Source organism: Frigoribacterium sp. Leaf8 (assembly GCF_001421165.1).
Taxonomy (GTDB): domain Bacteria; phylum Actinomycetota; class Actinomycetes; order Actinomycetales; family Microbacteriaceae; genus Frigoribacterium.
Genome location: NZ_LMKB01000005.1, coordinates 133852 through 149308, shown reverse-complemented (window position 1 = coordinate 149308; position 15457 = coordinate 133852). Strand labels below are relative to the sequence as shown.

Genomic DNA, 15457 nt, shown 5'->3' with positions numbered 1-15457 from the left:
CCGGGTACGATCGACCGATGCTCGACGAGAACGTCCCCGACCGGTGGACCGTGCGCGCCGACCCCGAGGGGGCACCCGAGGCGGTCGTCGAGCGCTTCGGCGGCGGCTACCGACTGAGCCGGTGGAGCCCGACCGACGCCGAGCCGGCCCGCCTGGGCGTCTACACGTCCCCCGAGCTCGCCGAGACCGCCTGGTGGCGACTCGTCGACCGCGAGCGGGGTCAGGGCAGGCGGACGATGTCGACCAGGCGGACGGGCCTCGAGGACGCCTGAGGGACGCCGTCCGGGGCCGGGCGCACCCTGGTGCCCCCGCTCGGGCCGAGCGTCGAGACACCCTCGTCGCCGCACAGCAGCACCGGTCTGACCTCGAAGGGCCGTCCTCGCCCGAGCGCCCGGAGGCCGTCACCCCACCGGCGGTCCGAGGGACGGGGCGACGCGGCGCCGACCCTCTCGAGGACGAACGCCACGGTCGTGGCGCCGAACTCGGTGGCGACGGCGGCCAGGGCATCGCCGTAGTGGTCGAGGGCGGCGGTGTCGGGCACCTCGGGGATGCCCTCGAGGGGCACCATGAGGGGGAGGGGGACGTCGTCGTCGTCGAAGAACAACGTCCAGAGCTGGCGACGCACCGCCGACGGGACGATGGCCTCGACGTGGCGGACGAGGTCGTCGACGTCCTGGACGGGGGCGTGCGGATCGGCGACGCGTCCGGGATCGGACGTGGCGAAGGCTGCGACCGGGTCGGCGGGAGGGCGGTCGAGGGTGGTGTCGAGGACCGAGGTGAGTGTCATGGGTCGAGCATCTCGGGCCGCCACCGCTCCCGGAGGGTTCTCCCCAGCCGCATCGATCGACGAGGATCGACGCGGGGCTGGGGAGGACCGATCAGCCCTGGAGTCGCACCGAGTCGCCGACGGCGACCGTCTCGCCGCCCTGGCCCGGCGCCCCGGACAGTGCCCGGAGCGCCCTGCGGAGCACCGTGCTGGACGTGCTCATGGTGTACGGGAAGTAGACGACCTCGACCCCGACCGCCCCGAACTCTCGCTCGAGCCGGAGGCCCTTCTCGGTGCCCCGCCAGTCGTCGCCCTTGAAGAAGACGTCGAAGCGGAGCTCGCGCCAGACGTCCATCTTGTCGGGCACGGTCTCGGCGTGGACGCCGTCCACGACGTCGATGTGGCGGACGATCTCGAGCCGTTCGGCGAGCGGGACGACGGGGGAGATGCCCTTGGTCACCTGCAACATCTCGTCGGACACGACGCCGGCGATGAGGTGGTCGCACTGCGCGGACGCGTGCCGCAGCAGGTTCAGGTGGCCGATGTGGAACAGGTCGAAGGCGCCGGCCGCGTAGCCGACCCGGCCCGCGCCTCCTCGTCCGCTCCCGCCGTCGACGGGGTCGAGGGCGAGGCCGGTGGCGGGGGTGGGGATGACGTCCACGGGTGTGGTCCTCTCGTCGGGGTGGTGCTCGGAGGTGCTCACGACAGGGCACCGGGCCGGCGTCGGAGGCGGGGGAGGTCCTGCAGCGGGCGGGCGGCGCCCGCGTGGTCCACGAGGTCGGCGATGCTGAACGAGGGCGCGGGTTCCTCGACGGGGTGACGGACGTCGTCGTCGAGCCAGGTGGCACGCACCAGGACCCGGCGCCACGGGGGCACCCCGGTCAGCACGACGCCCACGGGTTGCACGTCCAGGCTGACGAGCTCGGCGCTCAGGCTCCGGAGGGACTCGACCGTCGTGACCCCGGACCGGACGACCAGCAGCACGCCGTCCACCTCGTCGGTCACGCTGCGCAGCGCGAGCGGGTGCGAGTCGCTGGAGGCCTGGACGACGGAGACGTCGTAGTCCTCGCGCAGGGCGGCGAAGAAGGCGTGGGTTCCCGAACGGACCAGGTGACGGGACGACGCGACGACCCCATCGGACACCGGCACGCGGTCGTAGCCGTGCCGATCGGCCTCGACCTCCTCGGGCACGGCGCCCACGGGCACCGTCGAGGGACGGGACAGCGTGCGGGTGTCGAAGTCGGACTGGACCAGGGCGCACGTGGCGCCGAGCTCGACGACGGCGCGCGCGAGGCCGCCGTCGACGCCGACCGCCTCGCGGACCGAGTCCGTCCGGGCCAGCAGGAGCGTGGCGGGCAGCGAGCCACCCCGGAGGGCCCTCGTGTTCTGCACGACCTCGCGCAGGGCCGTGCGGGTCCGGGCGGACGAGGCTCCGGTCACCGGGTCGTCGCCCTGCCGGAGGGCCCCCGGGAGCTGTCCCACGACCGGCAGCCCCGTGATGCGGCGCACGTCGTCGACCGTGTCGACCGTGGGCCGGGCACGGGCCAGGACGAGCGCGCCGGCGAGACCGACCGCCAGGCCGGCGAGGAGACCCGAGAGGACCGTCAGCGCGAGGCCCGGCTCGTCGGGCGTCGTCGGGACGGCCGCGGGGGAGGTGAGGTCGAGCGCGACGGTCTGACCGTCCGACCCGGCGTCCGATTCGGCGCGATCCACGACCGCCGAGAGGCTCTCGGCGACGTCGTCGGCGAGCGAGGCGGCCCCGTCGGGCGTTCCGGCCGTCGTCTGCACGCGGAGGACCGCGGTGCCGTCCGGGTTGACCACCGAGACCCGCTCGGCGAGCTCGTCGACGGGCAGGCCGAGGTCGGCCGCGACCGGTCCGAGGACTTCCGGGCTCGTGCCGAGCTCGGCGTAGGACGCCACGCGCTGCTGGGCGAACTGCCCGCGGGCCGCGAGGCCCGAACCCGGGGACTCGACCCGGACGAGGAGAGTCGCCTCGGCGCGCCAGCCGGCCGGAGCGAGCTGCGAGGCGCCGACGCCGGCGGCCACCCCGAGGAGCGCCGCCACGCCGATGAGCGCGGCATGGCGCGAGACGGCCCGACCGAGACCCCCCGAGACGGCCCGACGGACCGGGGCGACCTCGTGGCTCACGACCTCGAACCGATCGACGGGGGAGTCAGGGACTTCAGCTCGCGGAACCACTTCGGCAGGGCGAGGACGAGGTAGCCGGCGTTCGCGACGAGGAGCGCCAGGTAGACGACGGTGAACGCCGGCGGCCAGGCCAACAGGACGAACGCGAGGCACATCAGGCCGTAGTCCGTCGGGACGACCGCCAGCGAGTAGAGCAGTCCCGTGCGACGTCCGACGGGCGCGGCGACGCCGGTCCGGGCCGCCTCCGCCCGGCGGAGCTGGTCGGTCAGGACGATGGCGAAGAACGCCACCGTCGCCACGACCTGGTAGACGAGCGGCGCGGCCAGCAGGGCTTCGCGACCCTCCGGTTCATGGAGCCACGACGCGAAGACCGCCAGGTGCAGCACCGCGATCTTGGTCGCGTCGATGACGTGGTCGAGCCACTCGCCCGCGGGGCTGCCGCCGCCCCGGAGGCGCGCGACCTGTCCGTCGGCCGAGTCGAGGGCGTAACCCACGACGAGCAGCAGGACGACGGCCAGGGCCGTCCCGATGCCGGACGGCGCGAAGGCGAGGACCGCGATGCCGGCGAAGGTGCACGCGGCGCTGAGCGCCGTGACCTGGTTCGGAGTGGCACCCACGGTGTAGGCCACCGCGGCGGCCCATCGACCGAGTCGGCGGTTGACGAAGCGCGAATAGGCGGGCGCACCCGTGGACGGCTTCTGGGCCGACGCGAGCGCGGCGAGGGCGGGACGCACGGCGCGGGGCACGGCGGGTCGGGCCGAGGTCGCCTCGGCGGTCGCGGGGGCGTCGGTCACGAGGCCACCGCCAGGGAGTCGACGTCGGCCGTGTGCAGCTCGCGGGTGACCACCGCGCCGATCCGGCGACGCATGCGTTCCGGTGTGAACCGCTGGAGGTAGGCCTCGCGGGCGTGGCGCCCGGCGACGGCCAGGGTGGAGACGTCCATCGACGCCAGGATCTCGGTCAGGCCGTCGACGTCGCGACGGTCGAAGAGCCAGCCCGTGTGCCCCTCGTCGACGACTTCTTCCGGGCCGCCGGAGCGGCTGGCGATGACGGGACGCCCCTGGCTGAACGCCTCGAGCGTGACGAGTCCGAAGCCCTCGAGGGTGTCGGTCGGCAGGATGACCGCGTCGGCGTCGCGGAGGTAGGGCGACGCGTCGTCGACCTCTCCCACGACGGTGACCGTCTCGGGTCGCGAGACGATCGCCGCGACCAGACCGGGCACGTCGACGGAGGAGCCGACGGCCGGCGGGCCGCCCAGGATGACGAGCTGCCCGGGGCAGCCTGCCGCGTTCCAGGCCGTCAGGAGCGTCGCGTGGCCCTTGTGGCCGTTCCAGCGACTCGCGACCACGTACTGGGGCGCGCGACCCTCGGCACGGTCGGTGACGGCGATCGAGCGGTCCGACACGCCGTTGTGGACCACGACGGCGCGCGAGTCCTCCGAGAGGCCGGACGAGTCGAGCACCGACCGAGACACGGCGACCAACGAGGTGCAGGCGCGGGCCAGGGGACGGAGACCTCGACGGTCCCCGTCGCTCCAGGGCTCCTGCAGGTGCCCCACGACGCGGCGGACGCCCATGGCCCGGGCGACGGGCGCGACGATCAGGCAGGCGCTCGTGGCGCAGTAGACGAGGTCGAAGTGGCGCCCGGACAGTCTCAGCGCCGTGCGCGCCGCGTCGCGGGCCAGGCGGACGAGTCCGAGCGGTCCGAGCCGGGTCCGGCGCAGGATCGGGAGGGGCGTGCGCTCGACGCGCGCCCCGAGCTCGCGCAGCCTCGGGCCCAGGGGCCCGACGGACACGTCGGAGGGCAGCCAGACCGTCACGTCGAGGTCGTCGCGGGCGGCGAGCTCACCGACCACCTCGAGGACGATCCGGTCCGAGCCGTACATCTCGTCGGACGAGTGCACCAGCAGCACCCGGCTGCGCCGCGATCCCCTCCGACGGCGGGGGAGTTCGGGCAGGTCGACGCCCGTCCGGGCGTCCTCCCGCAGGATCGGTGCGGCGGTCGTCGCCGGTGCGGACTCGCGGTCCCGGTAGTGCCTGATGTCGACGGACATGCTCTCTCCCCTGTCGTCGTGAGCGTGGTCCGGGCCCGTGAACGGCCCGCGGTGGTCTCGGATGCTGCTGGTGGGGGTCAATACGCTCCCCGGTGCTCGAAGAGGACCCGGACGGTGCGCCACATGATGACGAAGTCGACCGTCAGCGACCAGTTCTCGACGTAGTAGAGGTCGAGGCGGACGCTCTCCTCCCAGCTGAGGTCGCTGCGTCCGTTCACCTGCCACATGCCCGTGAGGCCGGGCTTGATGTACAGGCGTCGGTGGACGTGGTCCTCGTACCCCTCGACCTCGCGAGGGAGGGGCGGCCGGGGCCCGACGACGCTCATGTCGCCTCGGACGATGTTCCACAGTTGGGGCAGCTCGTCGAGCGACCACCGACGAAGGACGGCACCCACGCGGGTGACCCGCGGGTCGGACTTCATCTTGAAGAGCAGGCCGGCTCCCTCGTCGGCCTGCGCGAGGCCGGCGAGCCGGCTCTCGGCGTCGACGACCATGGAGCGGAACTTCAGCATCTCGAAGGTGCGCCCGTCACGGCCGACCCTGCGCTGACGGAACAGCACCGGGCCGGGACCGTCGAGCCGCACCGCGAGGGCGACGACGGCGAACACCGGCGCGAGGACGACGAGCGCGGCGGACGCCAGTGCGAGGTCGGACAGACGCTTGAGGGCGTGTCGCGGGCCGTCGAACTGCGGCAGCTCGACGTGCATGAGGGGGAGACCCTCGACCGGGCGGTAGTGGATGCGGGGCCCGGCGACGTTCGTCAGTCGCGAGGCGATGACGAGCTCCGTCGCTCGTCCTTCGAGCGACCATCCGAGGTCGCGCAGGTACTCCCGGCCACGACCCGGTTCGCCGGCGACGATCACGCTCTCGGCGCCCAGGCGCCAGACCGCACGCGGGACGCCGTCGAGGTCCGCCACCACGGGGACGGTGCGGCCTCCGACCACGATGCCCCTCGGGTCGGCGTCCGGGACGGCCGCCCCGACGACGTCGTACACGGCACCGCTCGTCTTGTCGATGCGACGGACGACGTCGGCGATGTCGTCGCGCGATCCCACGATGACGGCTCTCGACAGGTAGTGGCCCTTGGCCCGCTGGCGTTCGAGCCAGCGCCGCATGGTCCACCGGCCGACGACCAGGCCGGCACCGCCGACGGGCAGCGCCACCAGGAAGTAGCCCTCGCCGCCGATGTGGCCGACCGAGGCGAACCCGATCGCCACGACGGCGAAGGCCCAGACACTCGCCGTGAGGAGGCGCTTGTACTCGACGACGCCGCTGCCGACGACCGCGAGGTCGCGGGTGCGGTGCAGCGTGAGGCAGAAGGTCCAGACCAGCCCGACGACGACGGGGAGCACGGGAGAACCCACCGACTCGATCAGGGTGGACGCGTCCGAGCCCCGACCGGCGGCGATGGCCCTCGCGGCGTCCACCACGACGGCACCGACGATGCTCAGGGTCAGGACGGCCGTGTCGACGAGGCGGAGCCGGCGCCGGTAGCGGCGAGCCCAGGCGGCGCCGGACTCGGCGTCGTGCGTCGCGGCGGGCGCCGCGAGGGGGCCGTCCGACTCGGTCAAGTCGAACGGGGGATCGATCCGTCGGGGTGACGACGGTCCGACCAGGAGTGAGCGGAGTTCGCTCTGCGTGCTGGACATCGGGTCTCGGGTTCGGGTAGGCGACGGCACGCCCACGTCGGTGGTGACGACGGGGGCGGTGGCGGGCGGTCGATCGAGGTTCGGGTTCGATCGACCGCCCAGGCGTCGCGCCGGAGCACGGACGTCACGATGGTGCGCGACGTCGGCCGGGCGGCGACGGGCGCGCCGGGCAGCGGGTCTGCTCGACGCACGATTCGGGTCGGTGCGGTGACGGGAGCAGATGCTCCCGGTGGAGAGGGTCGGGTTTCTCGGTTCCTGGCGATTTCGGGTCGACCAGGAGGATGCTGTGACTCTAGTTCGGGGGGCACCCGCCACAGGAGTCTAACAAGACCCCCCGTTCGGGGGCGATCGTGTCCCCCCTGTTGCCGACACCCGAACGGGTGACCCTCGGACCCCGCGATGTCACCCGTGCGGGGGTGACAAGAAGCCGTGAAAAGCGCGGCCACGGCGCGTCCCGTTCCAGGCGGGCGGTGGCGCGCGGCGCGTGACACGCAAAAGACCTGTTCAGGCCGGTGACACCACGTCCGGACCGACGGTCGACACGCCGCCGTCCGCGCCGTTCACCACCCCGACAGGTGTCGTTCATCTCCCGTCACCCCCGGTGTGTGGGGCGCAGGTGGGGTACAGACGGACAGCGCCCCCCGGCCCTTCGGCCGGGGGGCGCATCACCCGTCACAATCACCCTCGTCCGCGTGTCACGGACGGGTGACGAATCCCTGCTCGACCATCCAGTCGAAGGCCACGTCGGCGGGCTCTTCACCCTCGACGTCGACCGCCAGGTTGAGTCGTCGCATCTCGGTGTCCGTGAGGGCCGGCGAGATCTCGTCGTACACCTCGGCCAGCTGCGGGTACTCCTGGAGGGTGGCCGTCGAGAGGACGGGTGCCGCGTTGTAGGCGGGGAAGAAGCCCTGGTCGTCCTCCAGCACGTCGAGGTCGAGCGAGTCGATCCGGCCGTCCGTGGTGAAGACCTCGCCGAAGTTGCAGCTGCCCCGGTCGGTCGCGGTGTAGACCGTGCCCGTGTCCAGGATGCTCACGTTGCTCGTCGGCACGCCGTCGGCGGCGCCGAGTTCGAGCCCGTACGCCGCGAGCATGGGCGCGAACCCGTCGGCCCTCGAGTTGAACTCGGCCTCGACGCAGAAGGTGCGCTGCTCGACGGGCAGGTCGGCGATCTGGGAGAGCGACGTGATGTCGCCGAGCTCGGGAACGGCCTCGGCCCGGACCGCCATGGCGTAGGTGTTGTTGAGGGGCGCCGGCTCGAGCCAGGTCAGGCCGTTGTCGGCGTCCGCGTCGCGGACGGCCTCGTACTGCTCCTGCTGGTCGGGGATGCCCTCCGCCTCGGCGAGGTAGGTCAGCCAGGCGGTGCCGGTGTACTCGTAGGTCATGTCGGCCGTCCCGTCGAGCATCAGCTGTCGCACCGCCACCGACCCGGGCACGTTCGTCATGTCGGTCACCTCGAAGCCCGCGGCCTGCGCGGCGAGCACGGCGATCTTCCCGAGGATCAACTGCTCGGTGAAGTTCTTCGCCGTCACGGTGATCGCCGCGTCGTCGGGCAACCCCTCGACGGCTCGGATCGAGCCGGGCGCCACAGCGGGCACGAACGCCGTCGCCGGTTGCAGGCCGCACCCGGTCAGGGCGAGCGTCGCGGCGCCGATCACGGCGAGGGACGAGGAGGCGCGACGCAGTCGTCGGGGGAGGCGGGAGACGGTCATGCGCGGAGTCCCTTCGGACGGGCGACGTACTCGACCACACGGCCCAGCCAGTCGATCAAGAGGGCGAGCAGGGCGATGAGCAGGGCCCCGGAGACGAGGACCCGCGGCAGGAACAGGTTGACCCCGGTGGTGATCAGCAGCCCCAGGCCGCCGGCACCGATGAACGTGGCGAGGGCCGCCGACCCCACGAGCAGCACGAGGGCCGTGCGGATGCCGGAGAGCATCACGGGGACGGCCAGCGGCAGCTCGACCTTCAGCAGGACGGACGACGCACTCATCCCCATGCCCCGACCGGCCTCGACGAGGCGCGCGTCGACGCTCTGGAGTCCGATCATGGTGTTGCGCAGCACCGGAAGTGCCGCGTAGAGCACGAGGGCGACGACGGCCGCCCAGAACGTGAAGCCGAGCCAGAACGCGAGCAGCACGATGAGTCCGATGGCCGGCGCGGCCTGGCCGAAGTTCGCGAGGACCAGGACGGGACCGCTGATGCGCACGAACGGCCGCCGGGTGAGCAGCACGCCGAGGGGGATGGCGAGGACGAGGACGATCGCCGCGGAGACGAAGGTCAACGCCAGGTGCTCGCCCGTGTAGGCCAGCAGGTCGGAGGGGTTGAGGGTGGTCCGTTCGGCCGTCGTCAGGTCGGCCGTGGTCAACCACACGACGAATGCCGCGAACACGGCGAACACGGCCACGGGTTGCACGAGCAGTCCGAGCCACGCCGGGCGGGGCCCCCGCCGGCCGGACGAGCGTCCGTCGACCGAGGCCGGGGCGACCGAGGCGGTCACGCCGCGTCCTTCTCGTCGACGGGGGCTCCCGGCACGACGTCGAAGGAGCCCGTGTTGGTGCCCACCGGAGCGTCGTGGTGGGCCTCGGCGGCCGACGCGCGCGCCCGGGTGATGGCCTCCATGACGACCTCGACCGTGATGACGCCGATGAAGGCGTCGCGTCGACCGGTGACCAGGGCCGCACCCGCACTCGAGACGAGCATCGTGTCCAGGGCGTCGTTGAGGGTGGCGCCGCTGCCGATGACCGGCAGGTCGGCGTCGGGTGACGAGCCCAGCACGTCGAGACGGCCGAGCTGGCGGCGCGAGGGCCACGAGACGGGGCGTTCCCGGTCGTCGACGACGACCGCGTGGCCGTGGCCGGCCGCCTCGACCCGGGCGAGGACGTCGGCGGCCGAGTCGCCCGCTCGGGCGACGACGGCCTCGGCGAGGTCGACGTCACGGACGCGCGTCAGCGTCAGCTGCTTGAGGCCGGCCCCCGACCCGATGAAGTTCTCGACGAACTCGTTCGCCGGCTCGGCGAGGATGCGCTCCGGGGTGTCGTACTGCACGATGTGCGCGCCCTCGGAGAAGATGACGATCCAGTCGCCGAGCTTCACGGCCTCGTCGAAGTCGTGGGTGACGATGACGATGGTCTTCTGCAGCTCGTGCTGGATGTTGATCAGCTCGTCCTGCAGGCGCTGGCGGGTGATGGGGTCGACGGCACCGAAGGGCTCGTCCATCAGCAACACGGGCGGGTCCGCCGCCAGTGCCCGCGCGACGCCGACGCGCTGCTGCTGACCACCCGAGAGCTCACGCGGGTAACGGTCGCGGTACGTGGCCGGATCGAGCGACACGAGTTCGAGCAGCTCGTCGACGCGGGCGGCGATGCGCTCCTTCGACCAACCGAGCATCTTCGGGACGATGGCGATGTTCGCCCCGACGGTCATGTGCGGGAACAACCCGCCGGCCTGGATCACGTAGCCGATGCGGCGGCGCAACTCGTCGCCGTCGATCGAGGTGACGTCGTCGCCGTCCAGGACGATCCGCCCCTCGGTGGGCTCGATCAGCCGGTTGATCATCTTGAGGGTCGTGGTCTTGCCGCACCCCGACGGTCCGACGAGCATGACGATCTTGCCGGCCGGGATCTCGAGCGTGATGCCGTCGACGGCCGGCTCGGCCTGGCCGGGGTACCGCTTGGTGACCTGGTCGAGGGTGATGCTGCGGCCCGAGACCTCGTCCGAGGGGGACGAGGAGGCGCGGGTGGGGTCAGTTCTGGACACGGATGCCTCTCGAGATGGTCAGGCGGCCGAGGCCGACGAGGAGGAGGTCGAGGACGAGGGCGAGGAGGACCACGCCCACCACGCCCGTGACCACGGAGGCGAGCGCGTTCGCGCCGCCCAGTCGGGACAGGCCCGAGAAGATGAAGCCGCCGAGGCCCGGGCCGAGCGCGTACGCCGCGACCGCGGCGATGCCCATCACCATCTGCGCGCTGACGCGCACGCCGGTGAGGATGATCGGCCAGGCGAGGGGCATCTGGACGGTCGCCAGGGTCCGGAAGCGCCCCATGCCGATGCCGCGAGCCGACTCGACGAGCGAACCGTCGACCTCGTGCAGGCCGACGACGGCGTTCCGCAGGATCGGCAGTGCGGCGAAGAACGTGACGACGATGACCGACGGCGCCACGCCGAACCCCGCGAAGGGGATGAGCAGGCCGACCAGCGCGAACGACGGAAGGGTCAGCCCCACGGCCGACACCCCGTTGGCCAGCGCGTAGAGCGTCGGGTTGCGGTGCACCAGGGCGGCGAGGCCGACCGAGACGACGACCGCCAGGACGAGGCACTGCACCACGAGCGAGAAGTGCTGCCATGAGGCGAACCAGATCTGGCTCCACCGGTCCACCACGAAATCCCACGCCAAGCAGACCATCTCCTCTGAGCAACGACCATCAGTCCGAATCGTCGCTTCCCCGAGAGGCGACCGGCGTCCACACTAACCACGGCCCCCACGCCGCGTCATGTCGCCGACCACCCGTCCGGGAGCCTTAGAGTCGCCTGCCGTTATCAAATCCGACGAACGAACTCCCCGATGGGAACGGCGTGTCGGCTTTCGTCGACACGCCGTTGTAACGATCCTCAGATCCTCGCCCCGCAGGGCCTCCGTCAGCCGACGCGGGCTCCGGTCGAGACCTTGTACCGCGCCCCGTGGTGCTCGTCCGGCAACCGGTCTCCGCGCCCGAACAGCTTCTGCCGCAGCGTGCCCGGTTCGTACTCGGTGGGATAGACGCCCCGGGCCTGGAGCACGGGGATCACGTGCTCGACGACGTCCTCGAACGTGCCCGGAGTGATGGCGTAGGCGAGGTTGAACCCGTCGACGTCGGTCTCGTCGACCCACTCCTGGAGCTGGTCCGCGATCTCCTCGCCGGACCCGACGATGCGGGGCCCGAGACCGCCGATCCCGGCCGCCTCGGCGATGTCGCGGATCGTCCACTCCGCGCCCGTGTCACCCGCCTGCGCCTGGAAGTTCGCGAGGGCCGACTGGATGGCGTTGCTCTCGACGTCACCCACGGGGTCGTCGAGCGAGTAGGTCGAGAGGTCGACGCCCATCCACCCCGACATGAGCGTCAGGGCCCCCTCGTGCGAGGCGTATCGCCGGTACTCGTCGTGCTTGGCCCGGGCGGCCTCGGGGGTGGCGTCGGTGATGATGGTCAGCAACGTGTAGATGCGCGCCGAGTAGCGGTCGCGGCCCGCGGCCTCGAGCGCGTCCCGGATCTTGCCGACCGTCGCGGCCAGGCGTTCCTTGGTCGGGGCCGCCACGAAGATCGACTCGGCGTTGCCGGCGGCGAAGCGGATGCCCCGCGGCGAGGCACCCGCCTGGTAGATCACGGGGGTGCGCTGAGGGCTGGGCTCGGCGATGTGGATGCCGGGCACCTTGTAGTAGGTGCCGTCGTGCCCGATCTCGTGCACCTTGGCCGGGTCGGTGAAGACGCCGGACTCACGGTCGCGGACGACCGCGTCGTCCTCCCACGACCCCTCCCACAGCTTGTACAGGACCTCGAGGTACTCGTCGGCCTGGTCGTACCGGGTGTCGTGGTCGAGCTGGTCGTCGGCACCCATGTTGCGGGCGGCGCTCGGCAGGTAGCCGGTGACGACGTTCCAGCCGATCCGCCCCTCCGTCAGGTGGTCGAGCGTCGACATGCGCCGGGCGAACGGGTAGGGGTGCTCGTAGGCCGTGCCGGCGGTGATGCCGAAGCCCAGGTGCTCGGTCGCGGCGGCCATGGCCGAGACGAGCAGCACCGGGTCGCCGACCGGGGTCTGGGTGCCGTTGCGCAACGCCGCGTCGTGGTTGCCGCCGTAGACGTCGTACGTGCCGAGCACGTCGGCGATGAAGAGCCCGTCGAAGACGCCCTTCTCGAGGAGGCGCGCGAGAGAGGTCCAGTAGCTCAGCTTCGTGTAGTCGGCCGAGCGGTCGTCGGGGTGCCGCCAGAGACCGGGGGACTGGTGCCCCACGCAGTTCATGTCGAAGGCGTTGAACCGGATTCGTCGAGTCATGAGGCCATCATCACGACCCGGGCCCGTGCTGTCGTCCTCGCCGACACACGAGGTCACACTCCGCGCCCCGTAGCCTGTGTCGGTGCTCCCGTTCCGCCGCCACGTCACCGACGTCGACCGCCCCCGTCTCACCCGCGACGTCTACGTCCTCGGCGTGATCGCCTTCTTCGTCATGGTCGGCTTCGGGGTGGTCGTCCCGGTCCTGCCGGTCTACGCCCGCAGCTTCGGCGTCGACCACGCCCTGGTGGGTGCCGTCCTCTCGGCCTTCGCCCTCATGCGCCTCGTGGCGAGCCCGTTCGTGGGTCGACTCATCGACCTGATGGGCGAGCGGGTCGTGCTCTCGGTGGGCATCGGCATCGTGGCGCTGTCGAGCGGACTCGCCGGGCTCGCCCAGACCTACCCGCAGCTCCTCCTGCTCCGGGGGGCGGGCGGCATCGGCTCGGCCATGTTCAGCATCGCGGCGATGACGTTGCTGCTCGGCGCGACCGACCCGTCGCTCCGGGCCCGGGCCGTCGGCTTCTACCAGGGCGGGTTCCTCGTCGGCGGCATGGCGGGTCCTGCCCTCGGCGGACTGCTCGCGACCATCTCGTTGACGGCGCCGTTCTTCTTCTACGCGGGCACGCTCGCCGTGGCCGGCCTGGTCGGCGTCGTGCTCCTGCGCCGGGCACCGCAGCACTCCTCGACGACCGTCACCGCGCCTCCGGTGCCCCTCGGGGTCGTGCTGCGCGACGTGCAGTTCCGGACCGCGTGCGTGGCCAACTTCGCACAGGGTTGGTCGTCGCTGGGGGTGCGCAGCGCCCTCGTCCCCGTCCTCGTGGTCGAGGTCCTGCGCGGACCGACGGCCTGGACGGGGTTGCTCTTCGCCGCGTCGGCGGTGGCCCAGACCATCGCGCTGGCACCGGCTGCGCGCTTCGTCGACACGGTCGGCCGTCGACCGGCCGTGATCGGCTCGTTCGCGGTGGCGGCCGTGACCCTGTTCGCGGTGTCCCTCGCCCCGGACGTCTGGACGCTCGGCGCCCTGCTCTGCGTCTACGGCGTGGCGACGGCGTTCATGGGCACCGCGCCCGCGGCACTCGTCGGCGACGCCGCGGGGGCCCGCGGTGGTCGTCCCGTCGCGATCTTCTCGATGTGCTCGGACGTGGGGGCGATCGCCGGGCCGCTCGTCGCGGGCCTGCTCGTCGACACGGTCTCGTACCCCGCGGCGTTCGGCGTCGCGGCCGTCCTGCTGGCCGTGGCGGCCGGGGCGGCGATCCGCCTGCCCCGGACCGCCACCGGCACGCCGACCCCGGCCTGATCAGCCCAGGTGCACGGGCGCCTCGGTGGGCAGCAGGTCCTCCTTGCGGCCGCGGATGAGGAAGAACGAGATCGGCGCGGCGAGCAGCATGGCGACCGCGGCGGCGAGGAAGGCCACCGAGTAGCCGTCGACCAGCGGACCGAGCGGCCCGCCCACCGTCGACGTCGAGGACGCGACGGCCCCCGCGTAGAGGTTCGTGAAGACGGCGAGACCGATCGATCCGCCGATCTGCATCATGGCGTTCGAGGTCGCGCTGGCGGCACCGGCGTCGTGCGGGGCGACCCGGCTGAGCGCCAGGTTCTGCATGGGCACGAAGACGCCGGCGAGGCCGACGCCCATGACGAACAGGGCCGGCAGCACCTGGACGGCGTACGAGCCGTCGGCCGTGATCTGCGTGGCGAGCCAGAGCAGCCCTGCCCCCGCGACGAGCGGCCCGACGATCATCATCGGGCGAGGGCCGACGATCGGCAGCGCCTTCGTCAGCAGGGGAGCGCAGACCATGATGACCAGCGTCATCGGCAGGCTGGCGAGCCCCGCCTCGAGCGGGCCGAAGCCCAGAACGATCTGCAGGTGGAAGGTCAGGTAGAGCAGGGCGCCGATCATGACGCTCCCGACGATCAACTGCACCAGGAAGGCTCCGCCACGGACGCGGTCGGCGAGCACGCGCATCGGCAGCAGCGGGTGGTCGCTCCGTCGCTCGACGACGACGAACAGGGCGAGCAGACCGGCCCCCAGGGCGATGAAGCCGATGACGACGGCCGAGCCCCAGCCGTCCTCGGCCCGGGTGAAGCCGTAGACGAGGCTGGCGAGGCCGGCCGCGACGACGATCGTGCCGACGACGTCGAGGCGGTTCCGCCCCTCGGCCCGGCTCTCGCTCACGACGAAGGCGGCGGCGACGATGGCGACGAGCACGATCGGCACGTTGACGAGCAGGCACCAGCGCCAGCTGACGAACTCGGTCAGCACGCCGCCGAGCACGAGCCCGACGGCCGCGCCGGCGCCCGAGATGGCGCCGAAGACGGCGAAGGCGGTGTTCCGGTCGCGACCCGACGCGAAGGTGGTGGTGAGCACGGCCAGGGCCGCGGGGGCGAGCAGGGCCGCGAACACGCCCTGCAGGCCACGGGCGAGGATCAGCTCACCACCGGTCTGCACGAGCCCGCCGAACGCGGAGGCGGCACCGAAGCCGACCATCCCGACGATGAAGGTGCGCTTGCGGCCCCAGAAGTCGGCGATCCGACCGCCGAGCAGCAGCAGCGCGCCGAAGGCGAGCGCGTAGGCCGTCACGACCCACTGGCGGTTCTCGTCGCTGAGGCCGAGGTCGGCCTGGGCGTCGGGCAGGGCGATGTTGACGATGGTGCCGTCGAGGACGACGACGAGTTGCGCGAGGGCGACGATGACGAGCACCCACCAACGGCGCGACGAACGCGTCTCGGTGGGGGCGGGGGCGACGGTGGTCACTGCGGTACCTGTTTCTCTGGGGGACGACGAACTACCCTACCTACTAGTTGGTTGGTTCGTAAGTCGGC

General features: G+C 72.3%; 14 protein-coding genes. 2 read left to right on the top strand and 12 right to left on the bottom strand.

The window, feature by feature from the left end:
- Positions 1-17 precede the first annotated feature (17 nt).
- A complete protein-coding gene (locus ASL10_RS05480) occupies positions 18-272 on the top strand; it encodes a hypothetical protein (RefSeq protein WP_056045153.1) in 255 nt (84 codons plus the stop codon).
- Here ASL10_RS05480 and ASL10_RS05475 read toward each other — a convergent pair.
- The 11 genes from ASL10_RS05475 to ASL10_RS05425 all read right to left on the bottom strand — a co-directional run bounded on the left by ASL10_RS05475 (position 221) and on the right by ASL10_RS05425 (position 12637).
- Positions 221-787 (bottom strand): hypothetical protein, encoded by a 567-nt coding sequence (locus tag ASL10_RS05475; protein ID WP_056045150.1) that lies wholly within the window; start codon positions 785-787, stop codon positions 221-223. The two genes, ASL10_RS05480 and ASL10_RS05475, sit on opposite strands and share 52 nt — an antisense overlap.
- A 91-nt stretch (positions 788-878) precedes the next feature.
- Positions 879-1319, bottom strand: coding sequence for an adenylyltransferase/cytidyltransferase family protein (locus tag ASL10_RS05470; RefSeq protein ID WP_056047412.1), 441 nt, complete (start codon positions 1317-1319; stop codon positions 879-881).
- Positions 1320-1465: 146 nt separating this feature from the next.
- Positions 1466-2914 (bottom strand): hypothetical protein, encoded by a 1449-nt coding sequence (locus tag ASL10_RS05465; protein WP_056045145.1) that lies wholly within the window; start codon positions 2912-2914, stop codon positions 1466-1468.
- Positions 2911-3708: a CDP-alcohol phosphatidyltransferase family protein gene (locus ASL10_RS05460; RefSeq protein WP_235452453.1), complete on the bottom strand. Its 798-nt coding sequence runs from the start codon at positions 3706-3708 to the stop codon at positions 2911-2913. Before ASL10_RS05460 ends, ASL10_RS05465 begins: the two co-directional genes overlap by 4 nt.
- Complete coding sequence (locus tag ASL10_RS05455; protein ID WP_056045142.1) at positions 3705-4967, bottom strand: glycosyltransferase family 4 protein; 1263 nt, start codon at positions 4965-4967, stop codon at positions 3705-3707. The genes ASL10_RS05460 and ASL10_RS05455 overlap by 4 nt, the downstream gene beginning before the upstream one ends.
- Positions 4968-5044: 77 nt before the next feature.
- On the bottom strand, positions 5045-6616 hold the full coding sequence (locus ASL10_RS05450) for a sugar transferase (protein WP_056045139.1): 1572 nt from the start codon (positions 6614-6616) through the stop codon (positions 5045-5047).
- Between the two features lie 695 nt (positions 6617-7311).
- Positions 7312-8325, bottom strand: a complete 1014-nt coding sequence (locus ASL10_RS05445; RefSeq protein WP_056045137.1) for a glycine betaine ABC transporter substrate-binding protein — start codon at positions 8323-8325, stop codon at positions 7312-7314.
- Positions 8322-9032 (bottom strand): ABC transporter permease, encoded by a 711-nt coding sequence (locus ASL10_RS05440; protein WP_056047408.1) that lies wholly within the window; start codon positions 9030-9032, stop codon positions 8322-8324. Before ASL10_RS05440 ends, ASL10_RS05445 begins: the two co-directional genes overlap by 4 nt.
- 74 nt (positions 9033-9106) lie before the next feature.
- Positions 9107-10369 carry an ABC transporter ATP-binding protein gene (locus tag ASL10_RS05435; protein WP_056045134.1) on the bottom strand — a complete coding sequence of 421 codons (1263 nt, stop codon included), beginning with the start codon at positions 10367-10369 and terminating at the stop codon, positions 9107-9109.
- Complete coding sequence (locus ASL10_RS05430; RefSeq protein ID WP_233568317.1) at positions 10356-11006, bottom strand: ABC transporter permease; 651 nt, start codon at positions 11004-11006, stop codon at positions 10356-10358. Before ASL10_RS05430 ends, ASL10_RS05435 begins: the two co-directional genes overlap by 14 nt.
- A gap of 242 nt (positions 11007-11248) precedes the next feature.
- Positions 11249-12637 (bottom strand): LLM class flavin-dependent oxidoreductase, encoded by a 1389-nt coding sequence (locus tag ASL10_RS05425; protein WP_056045128.1) that lies wholly within the window; start codon positions 12635-12637, stop codon positions 11249-11251.
- An 82-nt stretch (positions 12638-12719) separates the two neighbouring features.
- Between ASL10_RS05425 and ASL10_RS05420 the strand changes: the two genes are divergently transcribed.
- Complete coding sequence (locus ASL10_RS05420) at positions 12720-13931, top strand: MFS transporter (protein ID WP_235452450.1); 1212 nt, start codon at positions 12720-12722, stop codon at positions 13929-13931.
- On the opposite strand, the gene ASL10_RS05415 is transcribed toward ASL10_RS05420, so the two are convergent.
- Positions 13932-15389 (bottom strand): MFS transporter, encoded by a 1458-nt coding sequence (locus ASL10_RS05415; protein ID WP_200922574.1) that lies wholly within the window; start codon positions 15387-15389, stop codon positions 13932-13934. It abuts the gene before it with no gap.
- Positions 15390-15457: the final 68 nt, after the last annotated feature.

Bases quoted from the DNA above. Each gene is read 5' to 3' on its own strand.
- ASL10_RS05480 (WP_056045153.1), top strand. From the start codon at position 18: ATGCTCGACGAGAACGTCCCCGACCGGTGGACCGTGCGCGCCGACCCC.
- ASL10_RS05475 (WP_056045150.1), bottom strand. From the start codon at position 787: ATGACACTCACCTCGGTCCTCGACACCACCCTCGACCGCCCTCCCGCC.
- ASL10_RS05455 (WP_056045142.1), bottom strand. From the start codon at position 4,967: ATGTCCGTCGACATCAGGCACTACCGGGACCGCGAGTCCGCACCGGCG.
- ASL10_RS05450 (WP_056045139.1), bottom strand. From the start codon at position 6,616: ATGTCCAGCACGCAGAGCGAACTCCGCTCACTCCTGGTCGGACCGTCG.
- ASL10_RS05445 (WP_056045137.1), bottom strand. From the start codon at position 8,325: ATGACCGTCTCCCGCCTCCCCCGACGACTGCGTCGCGCCTCCTCGTCC.
- ASL10_RS05425 (WP_056045128.1), bottom strand. From the start codon at position 12,637: ATGACTCGACGAATCCGGTTCAACGCCTTCGACATGAACTGCGTGGGG.